The 19,633-nt window shown below is 31.8% G+C and carries 14 protein-coding genes and 1 other annotated feature; of the genes, 13 read left to right on the top strand and 1 reads right to left on the bottom strand.

Translation table 11 applies throughout. The features are described 5' to 3' along the window. Positions 1 to 5 precede the first annotated feature (5 nt). From FC81_RS02700 to FC81_RS02645, 12 genes are all read left to right on the top strand, one after another. On the top strand, positions 6 to 914 hold the full coding sequence (locus FC81_RS02700) for a glycosyltransferase family 2 protein (RefSeq protein WP_057742784.1): 909 nt from the start codon (positions 6 to 8) through the stop codon (positions 912 to 914). Positions 915 to 946: 32 nt separating this feature from the next. Continuing rightward, positions 947 to 2,461, top strand: a complete 1,515-nt coding sequence (locus tag FC81_RS02695; protein WP_268871903.1) for a lipopolysaccharide biosynthesis protein — start codon at positions 947 to 949, stop codon at positions 2,459 to 2,461. Between the two features lie 55 nt (positions 2,462 to 2,516). Continuing rightward, complete coding sequence (gene rfbA, locus FC81_RS02690; RefSeq protein WP_057742781.1) at positions 2,517 to 3,386, top strand: glucose-1-phosphate thymidylyltransferase RfbA; 870 nt, start codon at positions 2,517 to 2,519, stop codon at positions 3,384 to 3,386. A gap of 7 nt (positions 3,387 to 3,393) precedes the next feature. Beyond that, positions 3,394 to 3,972: a dTDP-4-dehydrorhamnose 3,5-epimerase gene (rfbC, locus tag FC81_RS02685; protein ID WP_420806339.1), complete on the top strand. Its 579-nt coding sequence runs from the start codon at positions 3,394 to 3,396 to the stop codon at positions 3,970 to 3,972. A gap of 1 nt (position 3,973) precedes the next feature. Beyond that, complete coding sequence (gene rfbB, locus FC81_RS02680; protein WP_057742778.1) at positions 3,974 to 4,957, top strand: dTDP-glucose 4,6-dehydratase; 984 nt, start codon at positions 3,974 to 3,976, stop codon at positions 4,955 to 4,957. Between the two features lie 16 nt (positions 4,958 to 4,973). After that, positions 4,974 to 5,819, top strand: a complete 846-nt coding sequence (rfbD, locus tag FC81_RS02675; protein ID WP_057742776.1) for a dTDP-4-dehydrorhamnose reductase — start codon at positions 4,974 to 4,976, stop codon at positions 5,817 to 5,819. A 77-nt stretch (positions 5,820 to 5,896) separates the two neighbouring features. Continuing rightward, a complete protein-coding gene (glmM, locus tag FC81_RS02670) occupies positions 5,897 to 7,252 on the top strand; it encodes a phosphoglucosamine mutase (protein ID WP_057742774.1) in 1,356 nt (451 codons plus the stop codon). A 279-nt stretch (positions 7,253 to 7,531) separates the two neighbouring features. After that, complete coding sequence (locus tag FC81_RS02665; RefSeq protein ID WP_057742773.1) at positions 7,532 to 10,207, top strand: P-loop NTPase fold protein; 2,676 nt, start codon at positions 7,532 to 7,534, stop codon at positions 10,205 to 10,207. Then, positions 10,207 to 12,726 carry an amidohydrolase family protein gene (locus FC81_RS02660; RefSeq protein ID WP_057742771.1) on the top strand — a complete coding sequence of 840 codons (2,520 nt, stop codon included), beginning with the start codon at positions 10,207 to 10,209 and terminating at the stop codon, positions 12,724 to 12,726. Before FC81_RS02665 ends, FC81_RS02660 begins: the two co-directional genes overlap by 1 nt. Before the next feature lie 840 nt (positions 12,727 to 13,566). Continuing rightward, positions 13,567 to 14,226 carry a hypothetical protein gene (locus FC81_RS02655; RefSeq protein ID WP_057742769.1) on the top strand — a complete coding sequence of 220 codons (660 nt, stop codon included), beginning with the start codon at positions 13,567 to 13,569 and terminating at the stop codon, positions 14,224 to 14,226. Between the two features lie 174 nt (positions 14,227 to 14,400). Further along, the gene (locus FC81_RS02650; protein ID WP_235804618.1) at positions 14,401 to 15,183 is read left to right on the top strand and encodes a hypothetical protein; all 783 of its coding nucleotides are present in this window, start codon (positions 14,401 to 14,403) and stop codon (positions 15,181 to 15,183) included. An 80-nt stretch (positions 15,184 to 15,263) separates the two neighbouring features. Beyond that, positions 15,264 to 16,220 (top strand): TcaA 3rd/4th domain-containing protein, encoded by a 957-nt coding sequence (locus FC81_RS02645; protein ID WP_057742766.1) that lies wholly within the window; start codon positions 15,264 to 15,266, stop codon positions 16,218 to 16,220. 98 nt (positions 16,221 to 16,318) lie between these two features. On the opposite strand, the gene FC81_RS02640 is transcribed toward FC81_RS02645, so the two are convergent. After that, positions 16,319 to 17,665 carry an MFS transporter gene (locus FC81_RS02640; protein ID WP_057742764.1) on the bottom strand — a complete coding sequence of 449 codons (1,347 nt, stop codon included), beginning with the start codon at positions 17,663 to 17,665 and terminating at the stop codon, positions 16,319 to 16,321. Positions 17,666 to 17,974: 309 nt separating this feature from the next. After that, positions 17,975 to 18,180, top strand: a binding site (T-box leader). Positions 18,181 to 18,230: 50 nt separating this feature from the next. Between FC81_RS02640 and serS the strand changes: the two genes are divergently transcribed. Next, complete coding sequence (serS, locus tag FC81_RS02635; protein WP_057742762.1) at positions 18,231 to 19,544, top strand: serine--tRNA ligase; 1,314 nt, start codon at positions 18,231 to 18,233, stop codon at positions 19,542 to 19,544. Positions 19,545 to 19,633 lie beyond the last annotated feature (89 nt).

Here is a 19,633-nt window from a genome sequence, read left to right as displayed (position 1 = left end):
ATAGTATGTCCATAGAAGTTTCTTTCGTTATTCCAACGTATCATAGATTAAAGTACTTGGAGAAGGCGATAGAGTCTATTTTATTACAATCCTTTTCTAATGTAGAAGTTATTATTGTTGATGATGAACCATCAAGTAAAATAGAGTTAAAACTAGTTGAGAAATATGGTGATAAAATTCGTTATTATAAAAACAAGGAGAATTTAGGTCCAGGGTTTTGTCGAAGATTTGGTTTAAGTGTTTCTAGAGGAAGTTTTATAGTATTTATGGATGATGATGATTATTATATTAGGGATGACTTTCTTAAAAAGGCCGTAAGACGGTTAAAAGTCAATCAAACATTAGCGTTTATTAGTTTTTCAGTAAATGATTTTTTTGAAAAAGAACAAAAAATTTTAAAGCCAAAACGACTTGAGTATGATGGTAATATTTCGAGAAAGAAGTTTATTAAAAGTTTTGGATTTAAATACAATAAGCCAACATCTACATTTACTACGGTTTTTCGTAGGTCTTCTTTAATTAAAAGTGGTATTTTAGATGTGTACATGTTAAACGATACAGTGATATATTTAAGATCTCTTTTAGAAGGAGATGCTTTTATAGATCAAACTATTATGGGTAATTACCGACACCATGATAATAATATAACTAAAACAATTTCAATCGAATTTATTATTGAAAATATTAAAGAAAAAAAATATATTTCGGATTTATTGCCGTACAACTATATGTATCGAAACTACTGGTTATACCGTCAAAGTTGGTATTCAATAGCGTATTATATTTGTAATCACAAAAAAAATATGGACATATATGTGCTAAAATCATGGATTAGAGAGCAGCAAACTATTTGTCGTTTTTTGATTAGTAGTAGATTATATTTTGAATTATTTAAGTTGTACTTAAAAGGTTAAAAAAGGAGTAAATTATTTAATTGAGAAATCTAGTGAGAAACTCTTTAGTTAATTCTTCAGTTTCCGTGGGGGCGTACTCTATAAGGACACTATTGGGATTTGTTACACGTTCTATTTTTATTAATTTATTAGGAGTTGAGATTCTAGGGTTAAATGGTTTATTTACAAATATTCTTAGCTTTTTTTCTCTAGCTGAATTGGGAATTGGCACTTCTATCGTGTACGAGCTATATAAACCGATAGTACTTAATGATAAAGAGGAAATTAAATCATTAATGAGGTTATATAAAAATGTTTATAACGCTATTGGTATTATTATTGGTTTTTTAGGAATATTATTAGTTCCAATGTTACCTCTGTTTATAAAAGAAAATTCTATTAGCGGGAAAGTATACATATATTATTTGTTATTTTTATTTAATTCAGTTGTAAGTTATTTTTTTACGTATAAGCGGTCTATGTTAAATGCAGACCAGAAGAATTACATAACAGTTGTAAACGACTTACTTTTTTATTGTATATCAGTAGCCTTACAAATTATACTTTTAGTTTTTTTTCACAGCTATACTTATTATTTAATAATTCAAATTACTACTACAATAGTTTCAAATATTAGTATTACGTTTGTTGTTAATCGACAGTACCCTTTTTTAAAAGAAAAAAAAGTAAAAAAATTATCAAAAGATGTAATTCAAAATTTGAAAAAGAACGTAGTAGGTAACGTTTCTTCTCAAGTAGGTACTATAATTGTTCTTGGTTCTGATAACATTATGTTGTCTGCTTTTGTTGGGTTAGCATCAGTTGGGTTGTATTCTAACTATACATTAATAACTAATTCAGTAAAAAGTATTCTACAACAGGCTACTAATGCTGTAATTCCCAGTATAGGTAATTTAATTGCAGATAGTACGAATGGAAAATCATATAGGGCATTTAAAATGTACTGGATTCTTAATGCAGCTATTAGTTATTTAGCGGGAGTTCTAGTATTTGCTTTTATAAATAATTTTATTTTTATATGGTTAGGTAAAAAATATGTTTTACCTATACATACCTCTTTTTTTATGTCATTATACTTAGTTATTTTAATGTACCAAGGAACCGTTCGGACCTTTATCTCGGCGTATGGTCTTTTTTGGCAACAACGATGGAAAGCAATGTGCGAAGCCTTTTTAAATATTGTAATCTCGACTTTATTACTAGTTATTTTTAAATTACAAATAGATGGTGTACTTCTAGGTACGATATTTTCTTCGGCATGTATTAATTTGTGGTTTGAACCATATATAGTCTTTAAGTATGGCTTTAAATCTAGTGCTTGGTGGTACATTAAAAATACGATATGGTTTTATTTTAGTTTTTTTATTACTGTAATTCCAATAATTATGCTAAATCGTTGGTTAATAGTAACTAGTATGTTTAATTTTTTGTTAAACATAATTATTATAGGTTTGATTATAATTATAATATTTATGGCAATATTTTCTGCTAGATTAGACTTTAGAAGTATAATTATAAAATTAATTATTAAACAAAGAAGAAAATAATAGTATGTTTTTTACGTATCTACACTAAATTAGATTCATATTGAGGTGGGGTGTAATGAAAGGAATTGTGTTAGCAGGTGGCAGTGGTACACGGTTATATCCAATCACGCGTGGTATTTCAAAACAATTGATTCCAGTTTACGACAAACCAATGATTTATTATCCATTATCTACATTAATGTTAGCGGGAATACAAGATATATTGGTTATTTCAACACCAGAATACACACCTATGTTTAGCCAATTGTTAGGTGATGGTTCTGACTTCGGAATTAATTTAAGCTATGCAGTACAGGAAAGACCTAATGGTTTAGCTGAAGCTTTCATAGTTGGACGTGAATTTATTGGAAATGATCCGGTATGTTTAATTTTGGGAGATAATATTTATTACGGCAGTGGTATGGCTAATATGCTGCAGGATGCAGTTAAGCTAACTGCGGGGGCAACGGTTTTTGGATACCATGTGAATGACCCAGAACGCTTCGGGGTTGTCGAATTTGATTCAAATATGCAGGCAGTTTCACTTGAAGAAAAGCCTAAGAAGCCTAAAAGTAATTATGCGGTTACAGGTTTATATTTCTATGATAATAAGGTTGTTAATTACGCAGCTGACCTTAAACCTTCTGAGCGCGGTGAGCTTGAGATCACAGATCTCAATAAAATTTATCTACATAACGGTGAGCTTAACGTTAAACTGATGGGTCGCGGATATGCATGGCTTGATACGGGAACACATGAATCGATGCTTGATGCAGCTAGTTTTATTTCAACGATTCAAAAACGTGAGAACTTAAAGGTTGCCTGTTTAGAAGAGATTGCGTATCGGATGGGTTACATTGATAAAGAACGACTATTTGAATTAGCACAACCAATGAAAAAAAATGATTATGGTCAATACTTAATAAGACTAATAAACCAAAACTAAATAAGGAGTGGTAAAGTTGAAAATTATTGATACAAATTTACAAGATGTAAAACTAGTAGAAACAGATGTTTTTGGGGATCATCGTGGCTTTTTTACAGAAACATATACACAAAATAAGTTTCAGAATGCAGGGATTAATGTTGAATTTACGCAAGATAACCAATCTCTTTCTGTTGAACCCGGTGTCTTACGTGGAATGCATTACCAACTTGCGCCATATGCTCAAACCAAATTGTTAAGGGCAGTTACTGGTGTTATTTATGACGTACTCGTGGACATCCGCAAAGGTTCTCCAACCTACAGCAAGTGGGAAGGATATATTCTTAGTGAATATAATCATCGACAGTTATTAGTTCCCAAGGGCTTTGCTCATGGTTTTGTGACTTTAACTCCAAATGTTAATGTAGCTTATAAAGTCGATGGTTATTATGCACCTGAAGCAGATGGCGGTATAGCGTATGATGATCCTGATATTGGGATTGAATGGCCAATGCCTTTGGAGCATTTAATTCTATCTGACAAAGATACAAAGCATCCAAGACTTAAAGATGCAAAGCTGAATTTTGTCTATGGGGAGGGTAAATAGCATGAATTTATTAGTTACTGGTGGAGCAGGATTTATTGGAAGCAACTTTATCCATTACATGCTTAAAAAATACCCGGACTATAAAATAGTTAATTTAGATTTGCTAACTTATGCGGGAAATATCCACAACTTAGACGATATTGCTAACAATGATAACTATACATTTGTGCAGGGGAATATAACAAATCGTGAATTATTAAAGCACCTTATCCAAGAACATCAAATTGATACAATCGTTAATTTTGCTGCAGAAAGCCATGTTGATCGGTCTATTTTACACCCAGAAGTCTTTGTTGAGACTAATGTACAGGGGACTTTGGCGTTACTAGATGCTGCTAAGAAGTTAAGTGTTCATAAATATTTACAGGTTTCAACTGATGAAGTATACGGGACTTTGGGTGCAGCAGGATACTTTAAAGAAACAACACCTTTAGCACCTAATTCGCCATATTCTGCTAGTAAAGCTTCAGCAGACTTGCTAGTTCGTGCGTATTATGAAACTTATGGTTTAAATGTTAATATTACGCGGTGTTCGAATAATTATGGCCCTTATCAATTTCCAGAAAAACTTATTCCATTAATGACATCTAATGGGATGGATGGCAAAAAGTTACCAATTTATGGTGATGGTAAAAACATTCGAGACTGGTTGCATGTGTCAGATCATTGCCAAGCAATTGACTTAGTTTTGCATAAAGGTACTAAGGGCGAAATCTATAATGTTGGTGGACATAATGAGCGAACTAATAATGAAATTGTTCACTTAATTGTTGAAAAATTGGGTTTAACTGAAGATTCAATTGAATATGTTAAAGATCGCTTAGGGCATGATCGACGTTACGCAATTGACCCAGCCAAGATTGAAAGAGAACTTGGTTGGAAACCGAACTATACATTTGATGTTGGAATTAAGGAAACAGTTCAGTGGTATCTGCATAATGAAGATTGGTGGCGTCCTTTGAAAAAAAAGGCAGCATTAAATTAGTTTGGGGGAATACTAAGTGAAAATTTTAATTACAGGTGGGAATGGTCAATTAGGGCAAGAATTGCAACATTTGTTAGATGAACGGAATGTTGCATACGAAGCAGCTGATGTTAAAGAGTTAGATATTACCAATGAAAAACAAGTAGCTAGTTATTTTGCTGAACATCAGCCAGAGATAGTATATCATTGTGCAGCTTATACGGCAGTTGACAAAGCTGAAGGTGAAGGTAAAGCTGCAGATGAACTAATCAATGCTGTTGGAACAGAGATTATTGCTCGAACTTGTCAGAAATATGATACTTTGTTAGTTTATGTAAGTACTGATTATGTCTTTGACGGAACAAGAACAAGTGGCGAATATATGCCTAATGATCCTAAAGGTCCACGTAATGAATATGGACGTACTAAATTATTAGGTGAAGAAGCTGTACAGAAGTATTGTGATAAGTATTATATTGTTCGGACAGCATGGGTTTATGGACAATGGGGGCATAACTTTGTCTACACTATGCTAAATCTGGCAAAAAGTCATGATAAATTGACTGTTGTGTCTGATCAGATAGGGCGACCAACTTGGACACGTACCTTAGCAGAATTTTTAACTTATTTAATTGACAATAAAATCAAATATGGTATTTACCAATGTAGCAATGATGGTCAATGTTCATGGTATGAATTTGCTAAAGAGATACTAAAGGATAAGGACGTTGAGGTCCTTCCGGTTTCATCTGATCAATATCCAACTGCAGCATTTAGACCACATTACTCAGTGATGCATTTAGCTAAGGAAACTGGTTTTAAGTTTCCACAATGGGAAGATGCTCTGCAGAAGTTTATAAAAGAAATTGATAATAATCTATAACTAATATTGTATTTGCATATAGAGATATTAGTTATCTATGGTTAACTTGGTGAAGAGTTTTTTGAAGGAGTACAAAAATGAAATATTTTGGTACCGATGGTGTTCGTGGTGTTGCAAATAAAACGCTTAGTCCTGAATTAGCTTTTAAACTTGGGAGAGCCGGTGGTTATGTTTTAACAAAGCATGCTGAGAATAAGAGTATGAGACCTAAGGTTATTGTAGCTCGAGATACACGGATTTCTGGTGAAATGTTGGGAAATGCCTTAGTTGCTGGATTGCTGTCAGTTGGGATTGAAGTTTTAAAGTTGGGGATTATGACAACTCCAGGTGTTGCTTATCTTGTAAGAACTGAAGGAGCTAACGCAGGTATCATGATTTCAGCATCCCATAATCCAGTTCAAGATAATGGAATTAAGTTCTTTGGCGGAGATGGGTATAAATTATCTGATGAACAAGAAGAAGAAATTGAAGTCTTATTAGATAAGAAAACTGATTCTTTACCACGTCCAGCTGCAGAAGGCTTGGGAACAGCTAAGAATTTTAATGAAGGCGTCCAAAGATATATTCAATTTTTAGAGAAAACGATTCCGAATGATTTAACAGGATTACATATTGCGGTTGACGGTGCTAATGGATCAACTAGTGAATTAATTAAATCATTATTTTTAGAGCTTGGTGTTGAACTTGAAACAACCGCAGTAAGCTCAAATGGGCTTAACATAAACAATGGAGTAGTATCTACTCATCCTGATAATCTAGCAAAATTTGTTACTAAGACAGGTGCCCAAGGTGGGGTAGCTTTTGACGGTGATGGTGATCGCTGTATTGCTGTGGATGAGTTAGGCAATATTATTGACGGTGACAAGATCATGTACATTTGTGGTAAGTATATGAGTGATACAGGCCGTTTAAAGAAAGAAACTATCGTGACTACAGTAATGAGTAACCTTGGGCTTTATAAAGCAATGGGTGCTAATGGGCTTAGTTCTGTAAAAACACAGGTAGGAGACCGTTATGTAGCACAAGAAATGAGAAAAAACGGCTATAATCTTGGTGGAGAGCAGTCTGGTCATATTATCTTTTCGGATTATAATACGACTGGTGATGGTATGTTAACAGCTATTCAATTACTGAACGTCTTAAAACAAACGGGTAAGAAACTTTCTGAATTAGCTGCAGAAGTTACTACCTATCCGCAAGAATTAGTAAATGTACACGTAGTTGATAAGAAGGCGGCATTGAACAATCAACTGATAAAAAGTAAAATTACTGAAGTTGAAGAAAAAATGGCTGGTGAAGGTCGTGTACTGGTAAGACCTAGTGGAACAGAAAACCTACTTAGAGTAATGGCAGAAGCTGCCACACCTGAACTTGTTCATAACTATGTAATGGAGATAGTTGATGTTGTTAAAAGTGAAGTTGGGGTAGGTTAGTAAGAGACATAGATTTAACTGTGGTTAAGAAAATAATAATTTAGGATTCTAATCATGTTGTGATTAGAATCCTTTTTGTATGAATTCGGAATTTATATAGGATTATTAAGAGTAGTTTGAAAATTTCATAAAGTGATGTGGATATTTTTAAACCATCACTGGCAATTCTTTATAAGTCTAATTTTAATACTTACTATTTAGCAATAAAGTTATATAATAAAAATATAATGATTTGTCTTTAGCTAAAAAATACAGTTAAAATAATAAGGAGTTAGTAAAGTGAAAACTGATTTTTTGAAGTTACCATCTGATGGAAATATATATTCCTTTGGAAATAATAGCGATAGTTTTAGTCATAGTTTGTATGATGATAAACTTGAAAAATTTAAAAATATTTTTAAAGAGATTTGTGGGATTGATAATGAGCAAATCGAATCGAGAATTATTGGGATTTTAGGTAATAGAGGTAGTGGTAAAAGTTCATTTTTAAAGGTGGCAATTAATAAAATAAAAGGAGACGAGAAAAAAGAAGAAAATTCAAAAATAATAATTCTTGATCCAATAGATCCAAGTATACTGGACGATCAACTTAATATTTTAGAACTTATCATATCAAAAATAGCTTCGGAGGTCGAGGGTGAGAGGAAAAATACAATAGATAAAATAGATGATGATAGCTTTTTTTGCAGCACTGACGGCTTTGAATATACCTTGAATAATTTCTATGGACAGTTAGAAAAAGTAAATAAGACTTTAAGTTCTTTAAGAATTGATCGTAAAGACTTAGCTAAAGGACTTTCAACAGAAAGTTTTACGGAAGACTTGAAAAATAAAGTTAATTTTATTAAAGAAGTTAATTGCCTTATAGATAGATTTGTTAGTGTAAAGGGCAAAAAAGACATGAAAGTGGTTTGTGTTATTGATGATTTAGATCTTATTAGTAACAAGTACATCGTAAAAGAAATTGAAATGTTAAGTAAGTTTATTGCATATACTAAACTTATTGTAATACTTGCGTATCGTCCGAAGCAATTAGAAAATACTTTATTAGCAGAAAGTATAAATGAGAATAAAATTTTATTAGACGAAAATGTCATAGATATAAACGAACTTGAAGACAGGGTTAATAATCAGCTATCTAAGTTAATTCCGCATAACCATCAAATATTATTGCCAGAACAATCTGTCGCTATGGCAAAACCAATGTATGATTATTTAAGGGACTTTTTAATAAAGGGTAAGGATACTCAACAAATTAGGGATTTACTTACAAGTATTGATTTGTCAGGTGAAAAACATTATGATGGGCTCTCGGTCAAGGATTGGTTAACTAAAGCTATTTTTAATGCAACGGGGCTTACATTTGAGCCAACAAAAAACAATGAATTTTATGATAATTTTTTTACAAAAAACTTGCGCGATTTGATACAGTTTTTAAAAGTTATTTTTGATATGGATATGTTTGAAAATAATTCAGATATTAACAGTGTAGAACTAAGTGACGTAGTAACTAAAAAATTAAAAAATATCGAAAAATTTGAATCGTATCTTAATTTAATTGCCAAAAGCATCTTACCTTCAAATTTGATTGAGGTATATAACAAAATTAAGAATTCAGATATAAAAGAACATAACTATGTCATTTATCGGGAAATCTTTAATTTGCTAGGTAAACTAGATAATGAAATAAATACTGAAAGAATTGATACATATAAAAATGGTGTTTTTCAAAATTATATTCTTAATATAAATTATATATCATCTGAGAATGTTTCGCTTGGTGATGTACTTAATATAATTGAGATTCTTGAATTTTCTTATCAAAGATTTCTAGAAAATAATAGTATATACAAATTAATTTATTTCATAAAAATTAATTATTCAATTTTATTAATGAAAAATATTTTAGGAGTAATTGATAAAGAAGATAATAAAGAAAAAATGCAGATAAGCAAAAATAATTACATACTTTTATTGAATGGTAAAGTTACAACTAGTTTTATAGCTTATAATAAACGTTTCAGAAAGCCATTTATCTGGCCAACTAATAGTAGTAAAGATAGTAATATTACAATGTTATTAAGAGATGTTCTCCCATACATGGTATACACTAATCGCTCAAGTTTGGGATCTCAGACAAGAGAAGTTTTAAGCGATAAGGATGTAATACCATTACTTTTCAATAGAAGATACTTTATAAATGCTGTAAGTAAAGAAGGAAATAACATCAAGTATTGGAATCTTAGAAATCCTATGATGAAATTTGAAATGCAGATGTTTGCAAAAAGAAACTATAATTTAGATCCGCTAGCGTATTTAACACATCAAGATTATATTGAAGAACAGATTGAGATGGCTAAAAGAATATTTACTAATACTCCAGGTGATGAAAAAAAATTAGGGTATTTAGTAACAGATGTCTTTCAGCTAGATTTAATAAATACTTATAACTATGCAGATGATTCTAAAGATACTTGGGCTAATTATACACTAGAAAGAATTAATAATTACCTAACTTACCAAAGAATTAATAGAGAAGCCAGTATGTTAGCGGACTGTTTTCAGTCTTTATTTGCCTATAAAGGTGAGAATTTTAAGTACATGACACCCTATAATCCAGAAAACTTTAAAGGGGAATCAGAAGAAGAAAATTCTGAAAATAATAATTCGAAAATTTCACTTGAAGGTGTTAGCGATTTATTAAATAGTTTTAGTAATGAAGCAGGACAAAATGAACGTAGAGCTATTATTGATAATATTACTAAACAAGGAACTACCTTTTTAGAAAGAAAAAGATACTTGAAAAAATTAGCTCCTGCGCCAAATAAAGAGGATAAAGCTGTTTATGAAGAGTTAACTAGACCTAGTAGAAAACGAATTAGCCAATCAAAAATTGAACAGCCTGGTGTCCAAGGAATGCTTAATAGGACAAGGCTCAGAGATGAGGATAAGTAATGGCAAAAGTTACAAATTTAGATCTTGAAGTAATAGAACATTTTTGTGGTGTAGTTTATAGGGATCTTAACCCTATAAAACTGCTTAATAAATTTACTGATTTTAAATTTGATATATATGCATTTGATCTACGTAAAAATGCCAGGTTTCGAGAGGATGTTATTAATGTCTATTTCATGAAGTATCCCAAAGAACATGATAAAAATGAATTGTTACTATTATTGAAAGAAATATGTGATGTACTCCAAGAAAAATATAAAAGTACTAATAGTTTAGGTTTGGTTAAATTATTAATAAGTAGGCTCTTCTATGTCCAGAATGACCAATTGATGCTTGATTTTAAGATGTTATTCAGATGGGATGGTTTAATAAATAGGATTGATTTGAATTTCTTGATAAGTTTTGCTGCGATAGAATTTTCAGCAGGAAATTCGAAAGAAATTATAGAAAAAACTCCATATATACCTCGAAATGATAATAATAGATTAGCTCAAAAGCTGAAAAATGGGTTTTCTGAGAATCATGCTCACTTAAAGGCTTCAGGGTATATTTATGAGCAAAATATGGACCGTTATTTGGAAAGCACGGAATTTAGTCAAAAAGAGATTGATAGCTTAGATGAATTTATTGAAAACTCATTAGCAATGGCTTCACTGAGAAGGATTTGTACTATTGATGAGATAAAAATACTATTTTATAAAACTAAAATCTTAAGGATATATTTGTATGAATTATCATGTTATAAATCTTACTGCTTTAATAAAAATAGTAGTTTTCAACCTGCTGAACTAAAAAAAAGGCTGCTATACTGGGAGAAACTTTTTGGCTTTAATGGATACTATGTCCTAAAAAATGAGACGTTGCGAGATTCGATATTACGTATGCAGCACAATAAAAGTTTCTGGTGGAATAAAGAAATAACATCTAAAAGACCAGAAAATGATTATTTAAGAGAAAGAATATTCTATTGGAATATTCTGATGGATATAAAAAAGGAAAATCGGCCTACAGTAGTTGAACAGAATTATTTGAATTTATTACTTCAATGTTATGGGAAGTTAAAATTATCTTTTATCCAAGGAAATGAGTTAGGCGGGTTTGACAGTTTTAAAAGTATTGAAGATATTAAAGGATTATTTGCAGATGATGATGAAAAAAACTACAGGTCTGTATTTCATAAATACTATAAGGAATCAAAGGTTAATAAAATAGAATTAAGAATTGCTCCCAAAAGGGATATTGACGATTATACGGATCTAATTACAAAATTGGACTACTATAACGAAGAAGAGTCACGAAGGTGTAGGGAAAAAAATGCAAAAATACAATATGGATTAATAGTACATTTTATAAAAAGCGAAAAGTCAGAAGATGAAAAAACAAAAAATATAAAAACATATGGTAAACATAAGAAATATGTAGAAGATAGTTATTTACGAAATGCTGACCGACTTATGGCTTTTATTGAAAAAAACAGAAAATTTTCTCATAGAATAGTAGGTATTGATACGGCAAATTATGAAAAAGATAATCCACCTGAATTTTATGTGAAGCTTTATAAAAGTTTTGTACCTTTAAAGAAAAAGTATAACATCCACTATACTTTTCATGTTGGAGAAGCTTTTAACTGTCTTATAACGGGAATTCGGCATGTGTATGAAGTGATAAATTATCTAAGTTATAGTCCCGGTGATCGCTTAGGACATGCACTTGCCCTAGGTTTTAAGGTCAAAAAATATTTTAAAAGGAAAAATATGGAAATAATTTGTACTAAAATAGAGTTGCTGGATAATCTTGTATGGATATTTGAAATGGTGAAAAACTCCAAGGAAAGAATTGATAATGCATTGATGCTGAATACATTATTTGATGATAATGCTTTTTGGCTGAGTAATTACCTAGGAAAGCAAACGATAACTATTCAAGAATATAGCGAATTTTATAGAAATCGTTTTGGAGAAGATAAAGAAATGGGCTTTTTTAGAAAAAGCAAAAATAAAGAAGCAGTTTCTTCAAAAAAGATTTGTTTAAGTAAGGTAGAAAAATTAAAATTGATTTTTGAATATAGCGAAAAATTTTATACGGAATCAAGAGAAACTGTAGTTTTGAAGGCTAACAAAGAGTTAGTTGAGCTGGTTAAGTTTTGCCAAAAAATAGTTATGGCTAAAATGATTGATGACAAAATTTATATTGAAGCTAATCCAACATCTAATCGTAAAATGAGTGCAATTGATTATTATGAAGATTTGCCGTTGTTTAAACAGGCTAAATATAATTTGAAATTAACAAGAGAAGATGTACTTACCTCAATTAATACAGATGACAGTTCTTTGTTTCAGACTAATCTATCAACTGAGTATGGTATGGTTGCCCTTAGTCTAAGAAAGAAAAACTTTTCGAGTGATGAAATGTTAGAATATATGGATAAAATTCGTGAGATTTCAAATTTAATTAGTTTTGTAGATGATCCAAAGAAAGTAGATTATTCATGTAAAAAAGAAAAAAATTCTAGAATATAAATAATTAATTTTATATAATATTTTGTCAATGTTAATCAGTGTCGTATTTCTCTTATCCTATTGTTTGACATATAAATGCTTAAAAAATTTGTTCCATAATTAATAGCTGGGATAAGAGTTTTTATTATGAAAGGATATACCGACGATTTTAAAGTTGTGATGGTATTATTGGGAAGAAAATATCTGTACCCCAATTTTTCTTTGATAATTTATATAACTTCCCCGGCGGTAGACGTTTTCTTGAACCTTATTATTACCCTCTATAAATACTATTTGTTTGTGCACATAGAGTAATTTCCGGTAAAAACAGTTGTTAAAGATAATATTAAAATAGCTTCTAAAGCAGGCTTTAGTTCTTATGGTGCTTATCATGACAGAGATAGTCAAGCTTATAAAAGTGTAGGTAGGTCGTCGGTGGTCCGTCTATGCTGAGGTCGATCAATTAAAGAGTACTGGGTTGATTGAACGGTATTGATTAGAAAGGACTGCTGGTGTGTTTGCAAACGGATTAAGATACATAAAATTGCAGCACTAAGGTAAATAACTCTGAATGGTTGTTGTGAAATACAAAAAAATATTGCTAGCGCCTAAACTTTCATAGTTACGATACTCTAACTGGAGGTAGAAAGATTTGCTTACAACGATCAATATTAATACTATTTTGGGAATTATTGACTTAAAAATAAAGAGGTATTTACTTTAACTGAACAGGTTTTTAGTTACGCCCATCTATGTATGGAAGGATGGTTGTTGAAGACGATAGAGAAAAAATATAAGTGGTAGATTTAGAAGTCTGTAAGGATTGATAACTAGTTTATTTTTGAAAGGGGAGTTTATGAAGTGATAAAAGATAAAGTTTATAAAGAATTACATAAAAAATACAATAAACAAGCAAGTTTTGCAATCTGGGCCGATAGTAAGAAGAAGAATAAGGTTGCTGGAGATGGTATTGAATATCAGGATGCTTTGAAGGCAGGAGAAATTTCTAAGATTCGTTTTGATAGGGTAATTTTACTAATTAATCCTTCAAATAAACAAAAAAATAATCCAGAAAGTGATTTCTCAGCTTTTCATCATAAGGGTGTAACTGATAGAAATATGCGCTATATTTTAAAAAATGTGTCAAATTATCAAGAATATTACGGAGCATACCTAACTGATTTTTATCCAGATATTCAGGATACTATATCTTCTAAAGCAATAAGAGGTAAAAAAGATAGTGATCCATATTTCCAAAGAATTATGGATCAGTTGGAACTATTATCGTTAGTAAATATAAAAATAAAAATTTTATTTACGGGAGTTATGGGTAATGCGGCACATCAACAAAATGTTAATGATTTACTTAAATATTTTCGTGAGCATATTAGTGAGTACTCAAATCTTGAAAAAACAAAAATTAGATTTGAAGGAACTTGGCAGTTTGGCATACAAGGTGTTGATCAAGCAAAATTACAGGAACGCTTTTCAAAAGATCGTCTACAACCTTGGGTAATTTAAAAATGTCATGTACTATAATATTGAAGTGAAGTTAGTATTGATTCAATATAATAGAAATCACAATAGATAGTGCGCCTGTTTATTTTTTCTATGATAAGTATTATGAGAAGGTGAAAATTCATTCTGAGTATTTTAAGAAGTTTTTTTATTTGGTTTATGGATTGTGTAAAGGCAGTGCCAGGGGATATAGTAACTAGTGCAATTATCAGTTTAGGAGTTATTTTACTAAGGATAATATTTAACAAGTGCAGCAAGCATTTCTTTATCATTAAGAGATGTCTAAGTAATTTGCCATCTGCATTCAATGAAAAAAAGCCAAACATGAGTTATCAGATAATTCCATCTCCTAGCTATAGATTCTCAGATAGAAAGTCAAGAACCTTTCAAAAGGTTTCTTTGTCAACGCTATTTTGGTTCCTCTTAATACTAGTTTTTGGAGCATTAGCTTTAAAAGATTACCAACATATTGTACAAATTGATATATACGCAATCAGCTTATTTTTTATCTCTAGCGGCTTGATTTGCATTACTGTATCAGCAATTACGAATAAAATCCAAAAAAGTACATTAATGTTTAGTATTTTTAGTGTACTGCTATCGTTTTATATTTACCATAATGCAAATATATTGCCAGCAATGGTCGCTAAAATACCATCAGATTTTAGTATGAAATTACTATTTTGGAATAACTCTGTATTCTTTGCAACAATCTATATATTTTTAGGGCTTATTGTGGCTATAGTTGAGATGATATTAGTTGCTTGTTTATTTTTGAGAATGTTTGCTATAAAAGTTGACTCAATAAAGTCAATCAAGGTTTTGCAACGTATCATAAATAAAACAGAAATTTTAGACGGATTTAAAAATGTATCACTTATGTTCGTAGTTTTTACTACTTTATCTTATCTTTTAACGTCCGGAATAGTAACAAAATATGTTTTAAAAAGTTTTTATTAGCTGATAAAGATAATTATAAGATAGTATTTATCCAATTTAAGAGGAATGTAAATAAAGTTCATATCTTAGATTTATAAGATATGAGCTTTTCATGTATTGTTCAAAGATCTTATTTTATAAAGACAGCCTTTCAAAATAATATTAGTTATAAGGGGAGTTATGCATTTAAGCGGACAGGCAATGCTTGGCTGTTCTTCCCACGTTACAAGGTAAGTATCAAGGCAGCATATGTAAAATTACATATTGATCGTACTGGAACAGAAATCTATCAAGATGGTAAAAAGATCTCAGAAACAAGTGCGCATGAGGCAGTTAAAAAAGTTGGTCCACTGTTTCCAGGTAAGCATACTTTTAGAGCTGAAAGAGTTATTGCAAGTAGAAAAGTTACTAGTAGCTCGACTAAGGTTGTTTTTGCCGGCACAACTAAGGTTGCATTAAAGTCGAAGACAGCAACTTTCACAATTTATGGTGATCCGCGGGCAATGGTATATTTAAATAGCAAAAAAGTTGGAACTTTAGATAGTGAAGGTCAGCTAAAGTTCAGCAATTATCTGGTGAGCGGCAAACTAAAAGTTTATACAATCAATTCTTCAAAAAAGAAATCTCCTGTTGTTAGTGTTGATCAAGAATTGACGGAGGGGAGGCACTATATCTACCTTACAACGGATGTAGATCCAACTATAGCTAATGCTGGTGCTGATGAAACAGACTCTGATTCAGATTCAGAAAAGGCAGATAAGGAACAAGTTGATACTAAGAATCTAACCACGCAGCAAGTTAATGATTGGGTCTTTATGCATATCAAGTCCAACTATCCATTCTCCGTAACTGAAGATGACTTTACGTTTGAACAGAAGAAAAATGACGATGGTTTGTTAGAAATTGTAGTTCGTGAAAACCATGCTAGTCAGAATATGAAGAACCATGGGGCGGACCCTATGACTACACCTAATATCGGAATGTTCATTATCGATGGAGATGGAAATCTGCAAAATCAGACAACAGATGAAGTTGTTGCTACTCAGTATGGTGAGTAGAGAATAACAGTTGATATTTGTTTTTCTGTATAAAAATAGCGCTGAAATAAAAACTATCAACGTTGTTTTTAGAGAGTTGTTTTTAAGTGTTAGTACAGTTATTTATTCACTTTAAATTCCATTTTTAAAATTTGTCGTTCTTTGAAGACAAGGTAGACTAATAAGATAATGGCAAGAGCTGAAGCAGCATAAATAGTTATTGATTCAGCACTCCAACCAAATTTATCAACAAGATTACCTATTAAGGCAGTAGCCATTGTTTCTCCGAAAACATATTGGAAGAACCCCATAAAACCAGTTGAAAGACCTACAGCGTAGTTGGGAACTGCTTCATTAACCATTAAGCCAACAAGTGCAAGTGGTGCATAGATTAGGCTGCCGAGAATAAACAACATTATAGTAATTATTAGATGATTATTGCTAGTGAAGTAAGTTATTAAGCAAGCAACCATTCCAAGGCTACAAATTAAACAGACGAGCGAGCGTCGTCCTTGGATAAAGTCAGAAAGCATTCCCATTAGAATAACTCCAGGAACAGCTGACAGTTCAAAGATTCCAATAAACCATTTAGCCCATTCAACAGTAAAACCTTTAGTAGGCAAGTAACTGGGAATCCAACTCATAACGCCATAGCGAATTACATAGATGGACATTGAGGTCAACGTAACGGCCCAAACGACCTTATTGAGTAAGATATCTTGAACAAAGATTTCGCGGAAGGACTTGTTAGTTAATTCTTGATTAGTTAATTTACCATGTTCATCAACTTCAGAGTAACCGGAATAGTCAGCAATATTGGGTAAGCCGGCAGATTCAGGACGATCAGTATTAATCAGGAGCATCAAAGTAGCAATAACCGCTGAAATAACTGAAGCAGTGGTGAAAACTGCAATTAAGGATCCTGAAAAGAGAAATGTAGCTAATTGAACAGAAGCTACGCAGAGAAATGCGCCAGCATTATGTGCTGATGCCCAAATAGCAAAGGCTGTTCCACGATGTTTTTTTGAATACCACAAACTAATCTGACGTTGGCAAGCAGGGGCACCCATGGATTGAGTGACTGCTATAAAGAGCATTAGAAATAAAATGACATAATAATTACTAGTAAAACCAACTAATAAGTTGAAGAAGCATGATAAATACAATCCCAGAGCTAAAAAGCGTTTGGTATTTGACTTGTCAGCTAATGCACCCATAAATAGTTTGGAGACACCATAACCAATTCCAAAAGTTGATAGAATAAAGCCAACTTGGCCTAATGTGAAGCCATAGGCCTTCATCAAAGGAACTTGTTCAGTTGTAAAAATTAAGCGAATAACATAATACCCAATATAACTAAAACAAGTTGCAACTAAGACGCCCAGTTGTCTTTTCTTGTACTCGGGTCCAATTTTTTCTGCAGCAACTTTTTTTGCATTAGGCAAAGGTTTTAAGAATTCCAACATAAGATTATCCTCCTTGAACATTTTTTGCTCCATAACTATTGTGTCACTTATAATATGCCTTTGCAAATTTTGATTAATTAAATAAGCTATACAAATAGTAATATATTGAGGATTTTCTTGGTTATACTACTAACTATATTCTTAATTTGATAAATTAATTGTGCTGTCATTCTTTGTATAAAGCTGTAAAAAGTATTGTTTGTGTTCCATACTGTAGTTATAAATTTAATTAAGATAATAATTCTTTTAAAAAGTGATAAAAAATTATTGACATGATATTTAATTTGAACTATAGTTGAGTCGCAATAAAGATTTGCACTGAAGCAGCTAGTAAACTGATGTAGTCATTTTAGAGAGTCATGTTAGCTGAAAATTGACTGATGAAGTTAGTTGAATCCACTGCCGAGCTTTCCTAATGAATTAAGTTAGGACGGGTTATCGTTAACTAAAAGAGTGCTGCAGTCCGGAATGCAGTTAACTTGGGTGGTACCATGTTTGCAATTAACATCCCATAGCTTACTTAGAGTAGGCTATGGGATTTTTCTATTTTAAAGGAGTGAAGTTTATGTTAAATCCAAAATATGTACGTGAACATCAAAAACTTGTTAGAGAAAAATTAGCAACTCGGGGTGTGAAAGAAGAAGAGATTAATAATTATTTAGCTTTGGATCAGCAAAGAAGAATTAAAATTAAAGAAAATGATGAGTTGAAAAATAAAAAGAATCAATTAACTGATGAAATTAAACAACAAAAAGAACAGGATAAACGACAAGAACTAATAGATGAGGTAAAGGGACTAAACCAACAGATTAAACAATCTGAAAAAACTATCAAGGATTTAGAAGAAAAATTCAAATATATTGCAGTTCGTTTACCTAATTTACCAGATGATAGTATTCCAATTGGACCAGATGAAGATAGCAATGTTGAAATCAGAAAGTGGGGAACAATACCTGATTTCAAGTTTGAACCTAAACCCCATTGGGATTTGGGTGATGATCTGCAGATATTGGATTTTGAGAGAGCTGCTAAAATATCTGGAGCACGTTTTGTATTTTATAAAAATGCAGGTGCACGGTTGGAACGAGCAGTTTATAATTTCATGTTAGACTTACACACTAAAAAGCAAGGCTACCAAGAAGTATTGCCGCCATATTTAGTAACCGGTAAAACTATGTTTGGGACCGGACAATTTCCTAAGTTTAAAGAGGATGTTTATACAGTTGAAGCGACTCAAAGAACGCTGATCCCAACTGCTGAAGTTCCACTAACTAATTATTATTCCCAAGAAATTCTAGATGAAAAACAGTTACCAGTTTATTTGACAGCGTTGACGCCATGTTTCCGTTCAGAAGCAGGTAGTGCAGGACGTGATACGCGTGGATTAATACGAATGCATCAATTTAATAAAGTTGAAATGGTTAAATACGTTAAACCGGAGGAGTCATACTCTGAACTGGAGAAACTAACTTTAGATGCACAAGAGGTCTTGAAACAGTTGGGTTTAGCACATCACGTGATCGTTTTATCAACTGGTGATACTGGCTTTTCATCAGCTAAAACCTATGATGTAGAGGTATGGATGCCTTATCAACATACTTATCGTGAAATTAGTTCATGTTCAAACTGTCTTGATTTTCAGGCACGCCGTGCGATGATTCGTTATCGTAAAGAGGATGGAACGGTTGAATACCTCCATACTTTAAATGGATCAGGATTGGCAGTTGGACGAACAGTTGCGGCAATTATGGAAAACTATCAGCAAGAAGACGGATCAATTAAAATTCCAGATGTCTTAATACCATATATGGACGGAATGACAAGTATCAGCAAAGATCAACAGATTAAGGCAGCGTTGAAGGCTCATAATATAAAATAATGTATATTTAGCAGAGTCTTAGTATATTTTAATGAGTGTTTAAATAATTATGTGTAAATGAATTATTGGGAATTGAAAAAGGGAAGCCT

The organism is Liquorilactobacillus capillatus DSM 19910, from assembly GCF_001434915.1.
In the GTDB taxonomy this organism is placed as follows: domain Bacteria; phylum Bacillota; class Bacilli; order Lactobacillales; family Lactobacillaceae; genus Liquorilactobacillus; species Liquorilactobacillus capillatus.
Note: the sequence above shows the minus strand (reverse complement) of the source record. Positions and strands in the feature narration are given on the sequence as shown.

Excerpts from the sequence above, each read along its gene's own strand:
- FC81_RS02700 (WP_057742784.1), top strand. The coding sequence starts at position 6 with ATGTCCATAGAAGTTTCTTTCGTTATTCCAACGTATCATAGATTAAAG.
- rfbA (WP_057742781.1), top strand. The coding sequence starts at position 2,517 with ATGAAAGGAATTGTGTTAGCAGGTGGCAGTGGTACACGGTTATATCCA.
- rfbB (WP_057742778.1), top strand. The coding sequence starts at position 3,974 with ATGAATTTATTAGTTACTGGTGGAGCAGGATTTATTGGAAGCAACTTT.
- glmM (WP_057742774.1), top strand. The coding sequence starts at position 5,897 with ATGAAATATTTTGGTACCGATGGTGTTCGTGGTGTTGCAAATAAAACG.
- FC81_RS02660 (WP_057742771.1), top strand. The coding sequence starts at position 10,207 with ATGGCAAAAGTTACAAATTTAGATCTTGAAGTAATAGAACATTTTTGT.
- FC81_RS02645 (WP_057742766.1), top strand. The coding sequence starts at position 15,264 with ATGAGCTTTTCATGTATTGTTCAAAGATCTTATTTTATAAAGACAGCC.
- FC81_RS02640 (WP_057742764.1), bottom strand. The coding sequence starts at position 17,665 with ATGTTGGAATTCTTAAAACCTTTGCCTAATGCAAAAAAAGTTGCTGCA.
- serS (WP_057742762.1), top strand. The coding sequence starts at position 18,231 with ATGTTAAATCCAAAATATGTACGTGAACATCAAAAACTTGTTAGAGAA.